At 59.1% G+C, this 17,538-nt stretch carries 14 protein-coding genes; 6 read left to right on the forward strand and 8 right to left on the reverse strand.

What is annotated here, in order from left to right:
• Nucleotides 1-9 precede the first annotated feature (9 nt).
• The 6 genes from ACUNV4_RS25200 to mazG all read left to right on the forward strand — a co-directional run bounded on the left by ACUNV4_RS25200 (nt 10) and on the right by mazG (nt 9,246).
• On the forward strand, nt 10-1,482 hold the full coding sequence (locus ACUNV4_RS25200) for an arginine--tRNA ligase (RefSeq protein ID WP_430881415.1): 1,473 nt from the start codon (nt 10-12) through the stop codon (nt 1,480-1,482).
• 3 nt (nt 1,483-1,485) lie between these two features.
• The gene (locus tag ACUNV4_RS25205) at nt 1,486-2,088 is read left to right on the forward strand and encodes an SPOR domain-containing protein (protein WP_430881416.1); all 603 of its coding nucleotides are present in this window, start codon (nt 1,486-1,488) and stop codon (nt 2,086-2,088) included.
• A 429-nt stretch (nt 2,089-2,517) separates the two neighbouring features.
• The gene (locus ACUNV4_RS25210) at nt 2,518-3,267 is read left to right on the forward strand and encodes a transposase (RefSeq protein WP_430881417.1); all 750 of its coding nucleotides are present in this window, start codon (nt 2,518-2,520) and stop codon (nt 3,265-3,267) included.
• Nucleotides 3,268-3,352: 85 nt separating this feature from the next.
• A complete protein-coding gene (gene hrpA / locus ACUNV4_RS25215; RefSeq protein ID WP_430881418.1) occupies nt 3,353-7,264 on the forward strand; it encodes an ATP-dependent RNA helicase HrpA in 3,912 nt (1,303 codons plus the stop codon).
• A gap of 82 nt (nt 7,265-7,346) precedes the next feature.
• The gene (locus ACUNV4_RS25220; RefSeq protein ID WP_430881419.1) at nt 7,347-7,964 is read left to right on the forward strand and encodes a YfaZ family outer membrane protein; all 618 of its coding nucleotides are present in this window, start codon (nt 7,347-7,349) and stop codon (nt 7,962-7,964) included.
• 286 nt (nt 7,965-8,250) lie between these two features.
• A complete protein-coding gene (gene mazG / locus ACUNV4_RS25225; protein ID WP_430881420.1) occupies nt 8,251-9,246 on the forward strand; it encodes a nucleoside triphosphate pyrophosphohydrolase in 996 nt (331 codons plus the stop codon).
• A gap of 373 nt (nt 9,247-9,619) precedes the next feature.
• Here mazG and ACUNV4_RS25230 read toward each other — a convergent pair whose 3' ends face one another.
• The 8 genes from ACUNV4_RS25230 to rsxA form a co-directional block, all read right to left on the reverse strand.
• Complete coding sequence (locus ACUNV4_RS25230; protein ID WP_430881421.1) at nt 9,620-11,446, reverse strand: L,D-transpeptidase family protein; 1,827 nt, start codon at nt 11,444-11,446, stop codon at nt 9,620-9,622.
• A gap of 274 nt (nt 11,447-11,720) precedes the next feature.
• The gene (locus ACUNV4_RS25235) at nt 11,721-12,149 is read right to left on the reverse strand and encodes a DUF1841 family protein (protein ID WP_430881422.1); all 429 of its coding nucleotides are present in this window, start codon (nt 12,147-12,149) and stop codon (nt 11,721-11,723) included.
• 31 nt (nt 12,150-12,180) lie between these two features.
• Complete coding sequence (locus ACUNV4_RS25240; RefSeq protein WP_430881423.1) at nt 12,181-12,915, reverse strand: electron transport complex subunit E; 735 nt, start codon at nt 12,913-12,915, stop codon at nt 12,181-12,183.
• Nucleotides 12,912-13,517 (reverse strand): electron transport complex subunit RsxG, encoded by a 606-nt coding sequence (gene rsxG / locus ACUNV4_RS25245; RefSeq protein ID WP_430881424.1) that lies wholly within the window; start codon nt 13,515-13,517, stop codon nt 12,912-12,914. Before rsxG ends, ACUNV4_RS25240 begins: the two co-directional genes overlap by 4 nt.
• Nucleotides 13,514-14,632, reverse strand: a complete 1,119-nt coding sequence (locus tag ACUNV4_RS25250; RefSeq protein WP_430881425.1) for an RnfABCDGE type electron transport complex subunit D — start codon at nt 14,630-14,632, stop codon at nt 13,514-13,516. The genes rsxG and ACUNV4_RS25250 overlap by 4 nt, the downstream gene beginning before the upstream one ends.
• Nucleotides 14,629-16,236: an electron transport complex subunit RsxC gene (gene rsxC / locus ACUNV4_RS25255; protein ID WP_430881426.1), complete on the reverse strand. Its 1,608-nt coding sequence runs from the start codon at nt 16,234-16,236 to the stop codon at nt 14,629-14,631. Before rsxC ends, ACUNV4_RS25250 begins: the two co-directional genes overlap by 4 nt.
• Nucleotides 16,233-16,904, reverse strand: coding sequence for an electron transport complex subunit RsxB (rsxB, locus tag ACUNV4_RS25260; RefSeq protein ID WP_430881427.1), 672 nt, complete (start codon nt 16,902-16,904; stop codon nt 16,233-16,235). The genes rsxC and rsxB overlap by 4 nt, the downstream gene beginning before the upstream one ends.
• Before the next feature lie 5 nt (nt 16,905-16,909).
• Nucleotides 16,910-17,485 (reverse strand): electron transport complex subunit RsxA, encoded by a 576-nt coding sequence (gene rsxA / locus ACUNV4_RS25265; RefSeq protein ID WP_430881428.1) that lies wholly within the window; start codon nt 17,483-17,485, stop codon nt 16,910-16,912.
• Nucleotides 17,486-17,538 lie beyond the last annotated feature (53 nt).

The following is a 17,538-nucleotide window of genomic DNA, read 5'->3' on the forward strand; positions in this document are numbered from 1 at the left end:
AGAGCTGAGGTGAAAGACCGATTGGAACAGGACCTGGCCGTGGCTCTCGCTGCCTTGCAGTCCACTGGTATGGTTCCTTCAGACGTCAATCCATCGATCGTGGTGACACGCACACGCGATGCCGGTCACGGTGACTTTGCTTCCAATCTGGCCATGATGCTGGCAAAGCCGACCGGGCATGCGCCGTGTGACATTGCCCGGGCATTGATCGAGGCATTGCCGGTGTCAGATGACATTCGCGACGTGGTTGTTGCTGACCCGGGGTTCATCAACTTCTTTCAGGCGGACGAGGCTCAGGCAGCCGTGGTCCCTGCGGTTCTGTCCCAGGGCAGGCAATTCGGTCGGAGCCAGCTGGGAGCAGGGCAGCGGGTCCAGGTGGAATGCGTATCGTCCTGCCCGGCAGGGCCGCTGCCTGTGAGTCAGGGCCGCCCTGTCGCCTTGGGGGCGACCATTGCCGATCTGATGGAAGCGGTCGGTTTCGAGGTGCGGCGCGTATATCGCCTCACTGATGCCGGGTGTCAGATGGATGGTCCGGCCGCCACTGCTATCAGACAGGAGCTGAACGAATTCGGTGTTCACCACGCTGAATGGGTCAGCGAATGCAGCCTGGGCGACGCCCTGCAGCGTGTGGTAGACAGGCTGGAGGCATCGGGCCAGCTGTATGAAAAGGAAGGTGTGCGCTGGTTCCGGTCGAGCGAATTCGGTGATGACAGGGACCGTGCGCTGCTATGGGGCAATGGGCAGGGTAGTTGTTTCGCCTCTGATATCGCCTGTATCGACAACACGCTCGAACGCGGTGTCGACAAGGTGCTGTATGTCTTCGGTGCCGATCAGCATGAGCGGGCGGCTTGCCTGTCCGCGGCCTGCCAGGCACTGGGTCATCCGCGGGAGAAATTCGAGATACTGCTGACGCGGTTCGCGAACCTGTTTCGCGGCGGGGAGCCGGTATCGTTGTCCACAGCATGTGATTCCATTGTCACTCTTCGCGAGTTATGTGATGAAGTCGGCAAGGACGCTGCGCGATTCCTCTACGTCATGCGCAAGCACTCGCAACCGTTCGACTTCGACCTTGACCTGGCCAGGTCCCAGTCAAACGAAAACCCTGCCTATCATGTCCAGATGGCCCATGCGCGCGTCTGCAGCGTCATGCGACAACTGAATCAGCGAGCGTTGACATTCGATCAGGAAGCCGGTCTGGCAGCTCTGTTCCGGCTGAGTGAAACGGCCGAGTTCGAGCTCATGAGCTTGTTGGCGATGTTCCCTGAACGGGTCCAGCGGGCAGCTCTGGCTCGTGAGCCTCATCAACTCACGAGATACTTGCGGGATCTCGCAAATGGTCTACACAGTTATTACAACGCGCATAAAGTACTTGTCGATGATGACGAGCTGCGGCATGCAAGAGTGTGTTTACTGCTTGCCGTACGGCAGGTACTGGGTAACGGGTTGTCGCTGATTGGTGTATCGACCCCTGAGGTAATGTGATCGATGGCAAGTGGCCGAGAATCGGAAATGCATGGCAGTCGCCTGTGCGTGCTGGCGCTGAGTTTGCTGGTAGGGCTGGTATTCGGCTTCGTGGTGTTGCTGTCACGCTTGCCGGTCGGCATGCCGGCGGCTGACATGGCTGCCGCCGAGATGCAGTCCGAAGCGGGCGTGACTGGCTATCAGTTCTATTCCCTGTTGCCCGAGTCGACCATCGAGCAACAGCAGGCAGCCGTGCGCGAAGTGGTGCCGCCGCCAAGCCGCACCGTACCACCGGCGACGCGAGTGGTGCCCGGCAGTGTGCAGAGCCTGTCCGCGCGTGCTCTGGTGTCGGAGAACTATGCCGAGGTCCCGGCCAACAGCGTCGGACACGAGTCCTATTTTCTGCAGGCTGGCAACTACCGCCAGAAGGCCGATGCCGAGAAGACCCGAGCCTCACTGTTGCTGCTTGGCCTGGAGTCCACGATCGTCCCGCGACAGGACAACAACGGCGTCATCGGACATCGCGTTCGCATCGGACCGTTCTTCGATCAGGAACGCATCAGCATCGCCAAGGAACGCCTCAAACGCAACGGCATCAGCTACAAACTCATCCGCGTCACCGGCTAACCCCCGGGAACCCCCGGGTCGGACCATCATAAGTCATTGATAGTCTGGATATTTTGGCTGAAATATGGCGGTTTTCCGCGCTTGAACGAGGCTTTTTACCGAGCAAAAGGCCCGATCAAGGAGTACCCCGGGTCGGACCATCGTAAGTTCTTGAAAGTCAGGGTTCACCATTTCCCGGGTCGGACCATCGCAAGTCACTGAAAACTCCCTCACCAAGCAACCGTTAATGCCGATTCCCCGTTCTCTTCGACCGCACATCGAGAAGTAAACGGCCTTAAGCTCTGCCAGTTCTCATTTTATGCTCCGCCTTCTTGCCACGATGCCTATCGTCCTGTTTACTAGGCGAGCCTGAAGGCCTTTTCGCAGGAAGCGAATTGCATCAACGCCAATGATTTCCATCGTCAGCAACGGGTTCCAGGGAGGGACGCCATGCCGCGAGCCAATCGCCATTTCATCGCCGGACAAGTCTGGCATATCACGCAGCGCTGCCATCAACGCGAATTTCTGCTGAAATTCCAGATGGATCGACGTCGCTGGCTTTACTGGCTGTACCAGGCCAGACGTCGCTTCGGCCTGAGCGTGTTGAATTACATCGTGACGTCCAACCATATCCATTTGCTGGTGCACGACTCTGGCAACAACGCCATTCCGGCGGCGATGCAACTGGTTTCAGGTCGGACCGCGCAGGAATTCAACAAAAGACAGGGGCGCACCGGGGCGTTCTGGGAAGATCGGTACCACGCAACAGCCATCCAGACAGACAATCATCTGGCTCGTTGCATGACCTACATCGACCTGAACATGGTGCGTGCCGGCGAAGTGTCGCATCCGGAAGAGTGGTCAGCCAGCGGTTATCATGAAGCGAAACATCCGCGCCGACGAGGTTCGCGAATCGACCTGGACAGTGCCTGCCGTTTACTGAAGTTCGACTCGCCCAAGGAGCTGTTGATCGCGCGCGAGAGCTGGATAGACGATCAAATGTGTCATGGAACGCTCGAACGAGAGGGCATGTGGAGTGACAGCGCTGCTGTTGGCACGCTTGAATATGCCCTTATGATGAAGCGTGCGTTGGGTTTCAGCAATCCCGGTCGACGTGCCAGGCCCGAAAAAGCAGGCAGTTTTGCCGTTCGCGAGCAGATGGCGAGATATCGATCGAGAGGCAGTACACTTAGTCCCTAATCGCCCCTTTTCGGGGTCAAATATCCCTGTACAAGAGCGAATACGTGCGTTTTGGGCTCGTATTCGTTTCAATTATCAACGAGTTATGGTGGTCCGACCCGAGAGAGAACCCGAGAGAGAGTGGCACAAGCTGGTGGATGGGTGTCTGCTGGTGGATCAGCACAAGCTGCGGCGGGTGGTGAAGAAGCTGGCGACGAAGCCGGAGGATGATCGCGAGCGTCTGCGATTTCTGCAACGCGTGGAAAAATCGACTGCGCAGCGGGCGACGAGAGCTGCCAATGTACCCACACCGGTGTACCCGCCGGACTTGCCCGTAGTCGAGCAGCGCGAGCAAATCCTGCAGGCCATCAAGGACAATCAGGTGATCATCCTGTGCGGCGAAACCGGTTCGGGCAAGACCACTCAATTGCCGAAGATCTGTCTGGAAGCCGGCCGTGGCGTGGCTGGGCTCATCGGTCATACCCAGCCCCGCCGAATCGCAGCGCGCAGTGTGGCCTCACGCATTGCCAGTGAACTCGATACCACTGTCGGTGAAGCCGTCGGCTTCAAGATCCGCTTCAGCGATCAGGTCAGCGATCGCAGCTATGTCAAGCTGATGACCGATGGCATCCTGCTGGCCGAAATCCAGAATGATCCCTGGCTGAACCAGTACGACACCCTGATCATCGATGAAGCACACGAACGCTCGCTCAACATCGATTTCCTGATGGGCTACCTGAAGAACCTGCTCAAACGCCGCCGCGATCTGAAGCTCATCATCACGTCGGCCACCATCGACCCGGAACGCTTTGCCGAGCACTTCGATGGGGCGCCGATCATCACGGCCGAAGGTCGCACCTATCCGGTGGAACTGCGCTACGCGCCGCCCGAGGCCGAATCCGATTCGCTGGATGACATCGATATGCCCACGGCCATCATCAATGCCTGCGAAACGCTGCTGAAAGAGCGTCAACACGATATTCTGGTCTTTCTCAGCGGTGAACGCGATATTCGCGAAATGGCCGACTTGCTTGGCAAGCAGTCTTCACACAACCGAGCCTTTCGCAGCGTGGATATACTGCCATTGTTCTCCCGACTGTCCAATGCCGATCAGAATCGTATTTTCCAGGCACACAGCAATCCCCGTATCGTGCTTGCCACCAATGTGGCAGAAACCTCCTTGACGGTGCCTGGCATACGCGCGGTTGTCGACCCGGGCTACGCACGAGTATCGCGCTACAGCGTACGCAGCAAGGTACAGCGTCTGCCCATCGAAAAGGTGTCACAGGCGTCGGCCAATCAGCGCATGGGGCGCTGCGGTCGAGTGGCCCCCGGTGTCTGCATTCGTCTGTACTCCGAAGAGGATTTTCTGACACGCGCCGAGTTCACCGAGCCGGAAATTCTGCGTACAAACCTCTCGTCGGTTATTTTGCAGATGGCATCCATGAAGCTCGGTCGCATCGACGATTTCCCTTTCGTCGAAGCGCCCGAATCGAAGTTCATCAACGATGGTTATCGCACCTTGCAGGAACTGGCGGCCCTGGATACACAGCGTCGGCTGACGCCTCTGGGCAAGCGTCTGGCACGCTTGCCGATCGATCCGCGCCTGGGACGCATGCTGTTGGCATCGGCCGATGAAGGTTGTGTCAGTGAAGTGTTGACGCTTGTCAGTGCATTGTCCGTGCAGGATCCGCGGGAACGCCCGTTCGAGAAGCGACAGGCTGCCGACGAGCAACATGCCGAATTCAACCATGAAAACTCCGATTTCATGGCCTGGCTGAATCTGTGGAATTTCGTCACGGTGCAGAAGGAAGCATTGTCGAATTCGCAATTCCGCAAGATGTGCAAGCAACGTTATCTGTCGGCTCTGCGAATCATCGAATGGATGGATGTGCGACGCCAACTCGAACGCCTGTGCAAGGAACTGAATCTGAAACAGTCGACGGGCGAGGCTGCCCAGGACAATATTCATCGAGCGCTGCTGACCGGATTGCTGGCCAACGTTGCCATCAAGACCGACAAGCAGGCTTATCTGGGTACCCGCAATCGACACTTGAGCATCTTCCCCGGCTCAGGCCTGTTCAAGAAGGGGCCGAAGTGGATCATGGCGGGCGAGGTGGCCGAGACCAGCAAGCTGTATGCGCGCCAGGTGGGTGCCATACAGCCCGAATGGATAGAAACTCTGGCCACCCATCTGCTGCAGTACAGCTACCGCGATGCCCACTGGCACAAGAAGAAAGGCACCGTGAATGCCTGGGCGCAGTCCACGCTGTACGGTCTGATCATCAATCCGAAGAAAGGCGTCAATTACGGCAGGATCAATCCGGCAGAATCAAGGCAGATCTTCATTCGCGAGGCTCTGGTTGCCGGTGAGCTGAACACACGGGGAGAGTTTCACCGATACAATCTCGCCCTGCTGGACGAAGTCACGACTCTGGAGGAAAAGTCCCGCCGCCGCGATATCGTCGTTGATCCCGAAGAGCTGGTGCGTTTCTACGATGCGATTCTGCCGGAGGGAATCTGCACCGCAGCCGATTTCGAGAAATGGCGCAAGAGCTTCGAAGCGGACAACCCACGTGCCCTGTTCTTCGAACGTGAGCAGCTGCTGCTGGATGATGCCGTGGATGTCAGCGCCAGGGATTACCCGGATCAGATGGAGATGAGCGGCATGGTGCTGCCCCTGAAATACCATTTTGCCCCGGGAGAAGACGATGATGGGGTGACCCTGATCTGTCCGGTCGAAGTGCTGAACCGAGTGTCGGCAGCACGCTGCGAGTGGTTGGTCCCCGGCATGCTGGAAGAGAAGATTACGCTGCTGATCAAGGCATTGCCCAAGAGTCTGCGGCGTAATTTCGTTCCCGCGCCGGATTATGCGGCGGCCGCGCGGGCGGCCATGGACCCCGCCGATGGCTCCCTGCTGGGAAGCCTGTCAAGGCATCTGCAGCGCATGACCGGTGTGACAGTGACGCAGGAAGACTGGGACAGCGGCAATCTGCCATCTCATCTGTCGATGCGGTTCGAAGTGGTTGGAAATGAAGGTCAGATGCTGCGTGCAGGCCGGAATCTGACCGCATTGCAGGAAGCCTATGTCGGTGAAGTGGAGGAAACCCTGCTGCGCTTCAGTGACAACAGCATCGAGCGTGATCAGGTCAGCGACTGGAATTTCGGCGACTTGCCTCAGAGCGTGGATATCGAGAAGAGCGGCATGACGCTGCAGGGTTTTCCTGCCCTGCAAGCAACAAGGGATGGAGTGGGCATCAAGCTGTTTGCCACCGAGGCGGCTGCCATGAGCGCCATGCCGGTAGGAGTTCGCGCGCTCTACAAGGAAGTACTGAAGGATGAAGTGCGGTATCTGCAGCGGAAACTGCCCAACATCAATGTGCTGAGTCTGCGCTTTACGCCTTTTGGTAACAAGCAGACCCTGATTGACGACATCATCAACGCGGCCGTTGATCATGTTTTTGTCGATCGCGAGCAACTGCCACGCAGCCGTGACAGTTTCATGCAGAAACTGGAGAGCGGCCGGCCTGAACTGGTCGGAGTGGCGGCGCGCTTCTGCGATATTCTCGGGCAAGTGTTCGAGCAGCATCGACAGGTGGCCAAGCGTCTGGAGGGATCCATCTCATTGAGCTGGATCGAACCGGCAGTGGATATTCGTGATCAGATCGAACAGCTGATACATGCAGGGTTCGTGACGCAAACCGGTCTGCTGCGCCTGGAGCGACTGCCGATCTATTTTCAGGCCATGGACAAGCGTCTGGATGCGATCGACATGGCACCGGACAAGGATCGCCGCCGGCGAGCCGAACTGCTCCCGGTCTGGGAGTCCTTCAAGAATCTGCCGCAGGAACGTGACGATGATCCCGCTTATCGACAGGCTCATCGGGCCCTGCGCTGGGCGTTCGAAGAGCTGCGGGTATCGCTGTTTGCACAGGATCTGGGCACCCGTGAAAAGGTGTCCGTGTCCCGTCTGGAGAACCGTGTCGACGAGCTTGCCAAATGGCTGCCGAAGCTTTGACGGAGATGTGCAATTAAGCTTGCGAGGGCTGAAATCGCGTCTAGACTCACCCCATAAACAGACGATAATCCCGGGGTGTTGTATGAAGAAGTATCTGGTGGGCATGGCTCTGCTGATGGCTGCCGGCCCCATTTGGGCCGGAGGTATCGACCTGGCCCTGAGCAATGAGACAGCCAATCTGTCCGTCATTCTCAATCGCGATCCGTTCTACACAGACCAGGCGCGCACACAGGATGGCGGGGCGGAAATTGCTGTGGGTGGTTTCATCAGTGAAGTGGGAGACAACCTGGTGCACGGCACCTTGTTGGCTCGAGGAGTGCGTCAGACCCTCAATTCCCAATATCACATCAGTGCCGGCATGAAACTGGTTGGTGGTGAAATAGAAACCGGTGTCGATCGGGAAAACAGCACCGACAGCGAGACCGTGGGGGCGCTGGCATTGGGGTTTCAGGCAGGTCTGCTGTTACAGCAGTCAGCTTACAACCCGGTAGAACTCAGTTTCGAAGGCTTCTATGCGCCCAATATCACCAGCTTCTCCGATGCAGAGCGCTACGGTGAGGTCAGTGTGCGACTGCAGGTTGAAATCATGCCACGTGCCCGAGCCTATGTCGGTTATCGGCGAATGCGCTTCGATACCAATGACTATGACAATGTGCAACTGGACCGCAGCGCGCACTTCGGACTGAATATTTCCTTCTGATTGGCAACCTGATTGACGGGACCGCACGCCATGCCGCACGCTGAATAACGTGCTGCGTGCTGCGTGCTGCGTGCTGCGTGCTGCGTGCTGCGTGCTGCGTGCTGCGTGCTGCGTGCTGCGTGCTGCGTTCGACGAATTGCGTTCGACGAATTGCGTGCGAAGAGCCATGCGTGTATACCGCGCAGCGCGTATCCACTACTGCGTGAATAACGCGGCTCGCCATTTTCTGCGGGAGCAGAACTGCGGATTGCCCCTTTGTCGGCAGGGCTGATGTTAGTGTGATGGCATGACGACAAAGACCTCTACCCTGGCCCGCCTGCTCGATATCATGCAGCGGCTTCGCGATCCCGACACCGGCTGTGCCTGGGATATCAAGCAGGATTTCAAAAGCATTGCGCCGTTCACGGTGGAAGAGGCTTACGAAGTGGCCGATGCCATCGAACGCAATGATCTGGAGGATCTGTGTGACGAGCTGGGCGATCTGTTGTTTCAAGTGGTTTTCCATGCGCAGATGGCTCGTGAGCTGGGGGCATTCACCTTCGAGGACGTTACTCAAGCCATCGTTGACAAGATGCTGCGACGTCATCCACATGTGTTCGGCGATGTCGTGTATGAGACCGAAGCGGATCTGAAGGCGGGTTGGGAGGCCATCAAGGCGGAAGAGCGGCGCATGAAGGCCACTCGCAAGGCGGCTCGTCAGCAATCGATCGACGCCGCCGATCCCGGGTCTGTCGATGCTCCGTCCACGCCCACGCCCACGTCCACACCCACACCCACACCCACACCCACACCCACACAGGCACCCACACAGGCACAGGCACAGGCACAGGCACAGGCACAGGCACAGGCACAGGCACAGGCCCCCATCCCACCGGTGGCGGTGCCACCCGCGTCAGCCCTGGATGGCATCGCGCGTAATCTGCCCGCGCTGAAGCGTGCAGACAAGCTGCAACGTCGCGCAGCGCGCAACGGTTTCGACTGGCCGGATAGCGAACCCGTCTGGGGCAAGATCGACGAGGAAATCCTCGAGGTGCGGGAGGCAGTGGCAGAAGGGAATCCGGATACGATCGAAGATGAGCTGGGTGACCTGCTGTTTACCGTCGTGAATCTTGCCAGGCACTGTGGCGTGGACTCGGAGCAGGCTCTGCAGCGCGCCTCGGGCAAGTTCGATCAGCGCTTCAGGCGGGTTGAACGGCTCGCTGCATTGCAGCCGACACCCATGAAGAGCCAGACGCTGGAACAGCTCGATGCGTTATGGGAGCAGGCCAAACGGCAAGAGTGAACACTGCAGCGCTGCGCTTCGCTGCAATGATCGAGCCCGGTCAGCCGCGCAATCTGGAGCAATGTCCGACACGGATACCGCTACGTGCCTACCCATCACCATGCCTGTCAAAGCCCAAAGCCCAAAGCCCAAAGCCCAAAGCCCAAAGCCCAAAGCCCAAAGCCCAAAGCCCAAAGCCCAAAGCTTCAAGGGTTCCACGCTTCCAAGAATCCAAGAATCCAAGAATCCAAGAATCCAAGAATCCAAGAATCCAAGAATCCAAGAATCCAAGATTCAATCAGCCAATCAGCCAATCAGCCAATCCGAGCCTTGCTTCAGTGTCCAGGCCGTTCGCCGGTGCGCGCATTCCCCTGACGATGCAGCGAGTACTCGCTCAACGGGATTCGTTACTGGCCAGTTTCTGCAGTGTCGTGTCGGTCTCACTCGGCCCTTTCAACAGGCTCAGCAAGGTGCCGGCCTCCTGCAAGGCCTTGACCAGCGCCGCATCCTGATGATAGATGTCTGCGCGCCTTTGCAGCTCGCCGGCTTCATCCACCCAGGTAGTCAGATAGGTCAGGTGCGTCGGCACCGGTGATCGCAATCTCACACGTTTGGTCTCGCTACCTTGCAGACTCTTGTCGATGGTGTCCTGACTGTAGCCGTCCATTTGCATCAGCAGAATGGCCAATGCGTCCGGGTCGCTCAGGCGGATGCACCCATGACTGTAGGCGCGATCATTGAGGGTGAAGTGCTTCTTGGCCTGAGTGTCATGCAGATAGATGGCGTAGGGGTTGGGCATCATGAACTTCATGCGGCCCAGAGCGTTGATCGGCCCACCTCGCTGACGCAGCAGATAGGGAAAACGCTCCATGTTGAAATCGGCCGCGGTTACCTCTTCCGGTGGAACAACCACCAGCTGTTTGCCGTCGCGTTTCAGGAAGTCGAACTGCCGGGAAACAAGATAGCCGGGTTGTCTTCGTTCCTTGGGTATCAGTTCCCGGTTGGCAATCGATGCCGGTACCGTCCATGTCGGATTGAATTCCATGTAACTCATATCACGCGAGAATGTGGGTGTCTGGTGTTCCACGGAGCCCACGACGGCGGTCATGTTCAGGAGAGTCTCGTCGCCGTCCCTGACCACCACATGGTAATCGGGAATATTGATGAAGATATGCTTGTCCCCCAGCTTGCGCGGCATCCAGCGCCAGCGTTCCAGACTCAGGGCAATGGCTCGTATCTCCTCCTCGATACTCAGGTTCAGCACCTGGCGGGTGCGCAGATCGAGTCTGCCGGAGGCCTTCAGTCCATGACGTTGCTGAAACCGCCGCAAGGCATTCGTCAGTTCCTGATCGAAGTACGGCATGACCGTGCCTTTTGGTGACAGGTCACCCGTGTCCACCAGGCGAGACTTGATGGCATAGATGTCGGCATGGCTGAGCATGCTCGAGGCGCTGGTATGGTGCTCGATGGTCTTGCGCCGAATACCACTGGCGTGTTCTGTCAGAAGGTCGCGCATGCGCCGGGTCAATCGCTGGTAGTCGGCGTGAGTGGGTGTTACCGAATTCAATGCCTGCAGCGCACTGCTGCGGCCCGAGCGTACGGATTCAAGCTGCGCCTGTGCATTGATTGCCGGCACGTCCCGAAACAGGTCTTTCTGCGTGGCACGAGCATCCACGACACCTTGCCCCAGGTGTTGCACCAGACCCACGAAGGCCTGATCCATCTGCCTGCCCAAGAGTTCTCTCAATGACAGACTGCCTGGCAGATGCACGCCATGTTGCAATTTCCCTGCACCTGCACCGGTTCTGTCCAGACCGCTCAGTGTGTCCACCGTACGCAGTATTTCCGCCAGACCGTAGCTGTCGGGATTCAGGCCGTGAATGGCGGCATTCTGGATACTGCGAATCAGCTGCTGAGCATTGATGGACAGTCCATCCTCTGTCAGCCAGGGGTCATTGGCCTGCAATGACGCGATCTGTTCGCTGTCGAGTGTTTTCGACAGCTCCAGCGCCAGGCTCAGCTTGTGACTACTGCTGACAGGCTTGTATTCTTCGGGTGCATGCTCCGCTGCCATGGCTGTCGGTGCACTGCGTGCATAGGCCAGCAGTGGTTCGACCGACTGTCTGGTGAAACGCTCGGCGTAGCTGACAGCCTGTGTGTCGAAGAGCTGTCTGGCAGAGAGTTCCGCCGGGTGCTCGGACCGAGGATCCGCCAGTGCCATCCGGGGGAGGCTGATAACTGCAAGACAAGACAGGGATACCACAAGGATATTCGGAAATTTCGCCACGAAACAGGACGCTCATGCATGGCTCGGCGGGCTGAATTCCGAGCGTTTGACAGTATCGACGTAACAGGCAGCCACACTGCTGCATCGACCTGTTGTCAGACAGCTGAATCGATTCGAGGGTACGGCCGTCTCCGGTCTTCTGATCTGCGATGGCCGTATCAGCCGTAGCGTGACGAGCGTCGCTTTGAGATCTGCCGCATTGTCAGATCTACAGCAGCTCGCGCAGGCTGGCCAGATACGCCTGTTCGTCAGGTGCGCGGCTCTGGCGCTGAGCTTCCCAGAGAAACAGGCCGAGTCGCTCGATCATCATGTGCTCGACCTTGTGCCCATCACCATGCTTGAGCAGTAACGAGCGAGTGATGGAGGCAATACCTGCCGGTCTGTCGGTACCCACCTGTTCTCGCAGCGCCAGATGCAGGCTCAGGTGCAGAAACGGATTCTCGTGTCCGTCTTCCGCGGTGAAGTCATGGTCCACGACATCGTCATTGCCGGTCAGCAGAGAATGGTATTCCGGGTGTTCTTCAAGCAGACTGGCGATCTGCTTTTCCAGCGGCTCCAGCATGTCACCGCGAGTGTGCTTTTGCCAGGTGCTGCGAAACATCTGGCGAGTACGGGTTCGGTCCTGTGTGAACAGCATGTGGGGGCTCCCCGGGGTTAGTCTGGCGATTCTAGTGAGAGGTGAGTGTGTCGGTGGGTTCGGGGTCACCGCTTGTCGTGAGTCTGTCGGACCGCTGCCGCTGTGCCAACTGCGAGTCGATCAGATTCTTGCCAGCAAGTAACAGTCCCAGTGCGAAGAATGCACCGGGTGGAAGCAGTGCGATCAGCATGCCCTTGTCGGCGGCAAAGATCTGCAGGGATAGTTGTGTCGCCGGTTCGCCGAACAGAAGCTGTGCCTGATCAAGCAATGTGCCTTGTCCGAACAATTCACGCAGACCGCCCAGCAGCACCAGCACCCAGAGAAACCCGCTGCCCATGGCCAGTGCGTCATGCGTCGAACTGCGCAGGTCGTTGCGCGAGGCATAGGCTTCCGAGCGGCCGATGATCAGGCAGTTGGTGACGATCAAGGGCAGGAAGATTCCCAGAGATGCGTGTAGTGCAGGTAGCCAGGCTTGCATCAGCAGCTCGATGATGGTGACCGTGCTGGCAATGATCAGTACATAGATCGGGATACGGATGGCGGGTAGTACCCAGGGGCGCATCAGTGACACAGAGGCGTTGGCGACAAGCAGTGTCAGCAGGGTGGCAAGGCCCAGTCCGATTCCATTGACGACATTGTTGCTGACCGCCAGCAAGGGACAGAGTCCCAGCAGTTTCACCAGAGCGGGGTTGCCGGACCACAGGCCCTCTCTCCACAGTGGTGTGACTGGCATCGAGGCTGGCGGCTTGAGCGTATCGGTGTTCATGACGAAAAAACCTCGTCGCGATGTTGTTGGTACCACTGCAAGGCTCGGTGGATGGCAGTGATGACGGCTTGCGGGGTGATGGTTGCGCCGGTCAGCGAATCAAAGTGTCCGCCGAAGCGTGTCACCGCCCAGGCGGAGGCGGTATCGTGCTGTAGCGAACGCCCGGCAAACTGCGTGATCCAGTCCGAGCGGATGATCTCGATATCATCTCCGAGGCCAGGTGTCTCTCGGTGCTCGGTCACACGTGCACCGATGATCTGCCCATCGGGTCGGACTCCCAACAGCAAGCGGATATCACCATTGTAGCCATCCGGCGCAATCACGCTGAGCACGGCGGCCAGAGGTTGCCTGTCACGATACACCGTGTACAGAGGCAGCGCTTGCGTACTGCCCAGTTCGGGAGCCGTGATCATCCTGCGGCTGCTCAGCGGATCCTCATCGTAGGGCCCTTCGGGTAACACCGCCGAGAGTCCCTGCAGTAACCATTGCTGGCGCGCTGCCTCCAGACGTTCACGAGTCATTTGATGGACGAGGCTCAGCGAGATGATTGCCAGCGCTGCGCAGCAGGCCAGAGTCAGGCCGGTTCTGGCTGGTATTCTCATGGCGCAGACGATCGCGAGCGGCCCGCAGGCCCGGTAATCAGATAGTCGATCAGAGGGACGCCGGTATTCATCAGCAGGACGGCAAAGGCCAGGCCTTCCGGGTAGCTGCTGAATTCACGGATCACCACGGTCAAAATGCCAACTCCGGCACCGTAGACCAGTTTGCCTCGACGACTGGCTGCCGCCGTCACCGGATCGGTGGCAATGAAGAAGGCCCCCAGCATGATCGCACCGGAAAGCAGAGCGGGAATCAGAGGGAGGGCGTGGGAGGACTGACCTGCGGCAAGCCCAAGATACATCAGGGCGATGCCGGACAGTACTGCCAGCGGCACATGCCAGCTGATGACACGCATCAACAACAGATAGATGCCTCCGGCCAGCCAGGCGAGATTCACCCACATCCAATTGGAATTCATGATCAGGTCCTGCGCTCTATCCTGATAGGATGGCAAGCTGCCTTGAGTGTCAGTATTGCGTTCTACCGTGGAAATTGCCCCTGTATTCGCAGGGGTGTCTTCCGGGTCGGCATTCGCGGCGGGCACGGACGGGCTGTCGGACAAGGCTGTCAGGCTGGAATTGGCCAGCTTCACGCGAATCTGCCGAAGCTGATCCAGAGGCGTGGCGCCGCTGATGCCGTCCCAGGAAGAAGTTTGTGAGGCCGGTACCTCCGTGTGCTGCCTTGCCTGCCAGTCGCTCATCGTGACCGGGAAGGAAATGATCAGCACGGCGTAGGCCACCATGGCCGGATTGAATGGGTTGTGCCCCAGTCCGCCATATAGATGCTTGCCCAGCATGACCATGACAAAGATCCCGACAACCAGCTGCCACACGGGCAGAGACGGCGGCAGACACAGTGCCAGGAGCCAGGCGGCCAGAAGGATGCTGCCGTCGGCGAGCGATGGACGCAAGGCCTTGCCGCGCAGTCGCAATGCCGCGGCTTCGAACAACAGTGCAGCGGCCATGGCAATCGGCACTGTCTGCAGTACGCGATCATCGATCAACCATGCTTGCAGCAGGGTACCGGGAAGCAGCGCCAGCATGACGTTCAGCATGATGTGGTGGACGCGACGCTGCTGCAAGGCAATGGCTTTCGTGTCGGGTGCGAGCGTGCTCATGGGCGACCATCATCCGGTCGTTTGACCGACGCCTCAGTCGCCGAGGCGGGCGGTGAATCCCGGTTTGACTCATCAGCGGCAGGCGCTGATGTACGGCCAGCCTGTGAAAGTCGTGGTTTGCGCCGCTGACGGGCTCTGGCCAGCGCATCGGCGATCGGATCGCTGCCGGAGCTCGACTGTGCCTTGGCCAGTCGGCGTCTTTCCTCGCGCGCGGCGGCTCGTTCCTGCAGTCTCTGTTCGCGAGCCTGATGCCGTTGTTGCGACAAGGCTGCCATGCGTTCCTGACGTGCCTGTTCACGCTGTGCATCCCTAGCGTGGCGAAAGGCCTGCGTCAACGGAATGGCAGAAGGGCAGACCAGGTCGCAGCAGCCGCAGGTAATGCAACTGTCCAGCCCGAAGCGCCGACTGCCCGACAGGTCATCAGCCTGTGCATACCAATACAGTTGTTGAGGCAGGAGTTGCTCGGGGCAGACATCCTCACAGGCCCCGCATCGGATGCAGGGCAGGCTCGTCGGTGCCGGTTCGATGCGGTGTATACCGAGATTGTTGGTACTGGCCGTGATCGGGGCCTGTAGTGAATGCAGATCGAATCCGCTCAGGGGGCCATTGGCGCGTACCCGATGACTGCCTGCAGAGGCCGAGTAGTGGCATTGACGCAGAACGTCTTCCACCGGGGTGCCGAAACGAACCCGAACATTGACAGGCTCGGGCAAGCCCTCGCCGGATACCGTCACGATTCGCGAATGCAGGGGAAAGCCCTGACTGGCACGGTAGGCGGCCAGTGCCGTGGCAACGTTGATGCTGAGAATACCGAGGCTGGCAGGTCGTTGATCAGGTGCCAGAGAGCGGCCCGTGATGCGCCTGATCAGGGATCGTTCGGCTCCTGCAGGATAGACGGGCTCCAGCAACATCAACTCAAGCTCGACCGGGTGCGCCTGCAAGGCCTGATGAATGGCGCTAATGGCAGCGGTCTTGTCGTTTTCCACGGCCAGCACACAGCGCCGGCATTGCGTTGTCCGTTTCAGCACATCTATGGCCTTGATGATGGCGCTTGCGTCGCACATCATCAGTGCTTCATCGCAGGCAATCTGCGGTTCACATTCCACCGCATTGATCAGCAGGGTCTGTAGCGGGCTGCCGGATCGGGCGACCGCAGTCAGTTTGTCGGCAGTGGCGAAGGCGGCGCCGCCCAGTCCAGTCACACCGCATTGATCCAGTCGATCGGCGGTAATCGCTGGCAGCGCCTCGTAGCAGGCAGCGTCGTTATCCTGATGTTCATCCGGTTCGAGAATCACACAGGGGGCAAGCTTGCCCGATGGGTGGATGACGGGTCGTGGTTCGATCGACAGGATTCGTCCACTGGCCGTGGCTATCACTCCGGCCGCCAGGTGCTGTCCGACCTCGACTTCCTGACCGACCTGTACCAGCGGCGGCAGCGCGTCACGGCGATAATCCAGAAGTGGCAGGATCAGTCGGGGTGGCAATGCCAATGTGCGGATGTCACCGGCAAGCGGCAGACCCGGCTTGTCTCTTGGCAGACGCAGTCCACCGTGCAGCTGCGCACGAGAGGCGCCGGTGATTGCTTGCAGGAACGGCCACTTCATGCCGGTTTGGGCCAGCGCCAGTGGGACAGGGAATCATCGGCCGGAACCAGACTGATGCAATCGACCGGACAGGGTGGCAGGCAGAGTTCGCAGCCGGTGCACTGATCGATGATGACGGTGTGCATGAGTCTGGAGGCGCCAACGATGGCATCAACCGGGCAGGCAGCAATGCACAGTGTGCAACCGATGCACAGCGGTTCGTCGATCAGGGCGACTTGTGGTGGTTTGGTCTCGCCACGCTCGGCGTCCAGTGGCATGAACTCCTTGCCGAGCAGATCGGCGAGTTCGTGAATGAGTGCCTCACCGCCGGGAGGGCATTGGTTGATCGGCGCCTCTTCGTTGATGATGGCACTGGCATAGGGACGGCAGCCCGGATGGCCACACTGGGCACATTGCGTCTGTGGCAGACAGGCATTGACCCGTTCGATCAACTGATCGGCAGGCAGCAGGCTCTGTTCCTCGGAAGTGTCCGCCGTTTGTGCCTGCTCGGTCGGATTGCCTGTGGCCGTGTCCGTCGTATTGAACGCCTTTCCGCTGGCCCTGTCAGTCTGTCGGCTGGCAGGGCGACGCAGCGTCAGAGAGCCACTGGAGGCCGACAGCCAGCCCAGCACGGCACCCAGCAGGGCCAGGACGAGGATGAACACGATCATTGCCAGCGATGTCGACATCGTGTTCACCCGAGACCGCTGAAGCCCATGAAGGCCAGTGACATGATGCCGGCGGTCATCAGGGCCACGGCGCTGCCACGGAAGGGCGCGGGCACATCGGCCAGTTCGATGCGTTCGCGCAGCACGGAAAACAGCAGCAGCACCAGCGTGAAGCCAACGGCAGCGCCAAAACCATAGAGCACCGCATCCCGCAGATCATGCTGTTGTCTGGCGCTGAGCAGTGCCACACCCAGTACCGCGCAGTTGGTGGTGATCAATGGCAGGTAGATGCCCAGTACGCGGTGCAGCAAGGGACTCTGACGTCGTATGACGATTTCCGTGAACTGCACCACGACCGCAATCACCACGATGAAACTCAGGGTGCGCAGGTATTCCAGGTCGAAGGGAATCAGCAGCCAGCGATTCACCAGGTGGCTGAGAGCCGCGGACAGGGTGAGTACAAAGGTGGTGGCCACGCCCATGCCAAGGGCTGAATCCACGCGCCGTGACACACCCATGAATGGACACAGACCGAGAAACTGCACCAGCACGAAGTTGTTGACCAGTACCGTGCCCAGCAGGATGAGGGCGACATCGCGCATCAGCTCATCCACAACCGGAAGAGCGGTGGCGGGCGGCGAGTGCCTGCCGCCGG

The organism is Granulosicoccus sp. 3-233, assembly GCF_052681095.1.

What these genes read in the sequence shown, in the direction of transcription:
- mazG (WP_430881420.1), top strand. Translation starts at nt 8,251, where the DNA reads ATGACGACAAAGACCTCTACCCTGGCCCGCCTGCTCGATATCATGCAG.
- ACUNV4_RS25240 (WP_430881423.1), bottom strand. Translation starts at nt 12,915, where the DNA reads ATGAACACCGATACGCTCAAGCCGCCAGCCTCGATGCCAGTCACACCA.
- ACUNV4_RS25230 (WP_430881421.1), bottom strand. Translation starts at nt 11,446, where the DNA reads ATGGCACTGGCGGATCCTCGGTCCGAGCACCCGGCGGAACTCTCTGCC.
- rsxA (WP_430881428.1), bottom strand. Translation starts at nt 17,485, where the DNA reads ATGCGCGATGTCGCCCTCATCCTGCTGGGCACGGTACTGGTCAACAAC.
- ACUNV4_RS25235 (WP_430881422.1), bottom strand. Translation starts at nt 12,149, where the DNA reads ATGCTGTTCACACAGGACCGAACCCGTACTCGCCAGATGTTTCGCAGC.
- ACUNV4_RS25220 (WP_430881419.1), top strand. Translation starts at nt 7,347, where the DNA reads ATGAAGAAGTATCTGGTGGGCATGGCTCTGCTGATGGCTGCCGGCCCC.
- ACUNV4_RS25205 (WP_430881416.1), top strand. Translation starts at nt 1,486, where the DNA reads ATGGCAAGTGGCCGAGAATCGGAAATGCATGGCAGTCGCCTGTGCGTG.
- rsxG (WP_430881424.1), bottom strand. Translation starts at nt 13,517, where the DNA reads ATGAGAATACCAGCCAGAACCGGCCTGACTCTGGCCTGCTGCGCAGCG.
- hrpA (WP_430881418.1), top strand. Translation starts at nt 3,353, where the DNA reads ATGGTGGTCCGACCCGAGAGAGAACCCGAGAGAGAGTGGCACAAGCTG.
- ACUNV4_RS25250 (WP_430881425.1), bottom strand. Translation starts at nt 14,632, where the DNA reads ATGAGCACGCTCGCACCCGACACGAAAGCCATTGCCTTGCAGCAGCGT.
- rsxC (WP_430881426.1), bottom strand. Translation starts at nt 16,236, where the DNA reads ATGAAGTGGCCGTTCCTGCAAGCAATCACCGGCGCCTCTCGTGCGCAG.
- rsxB (WP_430881427.1), bottom strand. Translation starts at nt 16,904, where the DNA reads ATGTCGACATCGCTGGCAATGATCGTGTTCATCCTCGTCCTGGCCCTG.
- ACUNV4_RS25210 (WP_430881417.1), top strand. Translation starts at nt 2,518, where the DNA reads ATGCCGCGAGCCAATCGCCATTTCATCGCCGGACAAGTCTGGCATATC.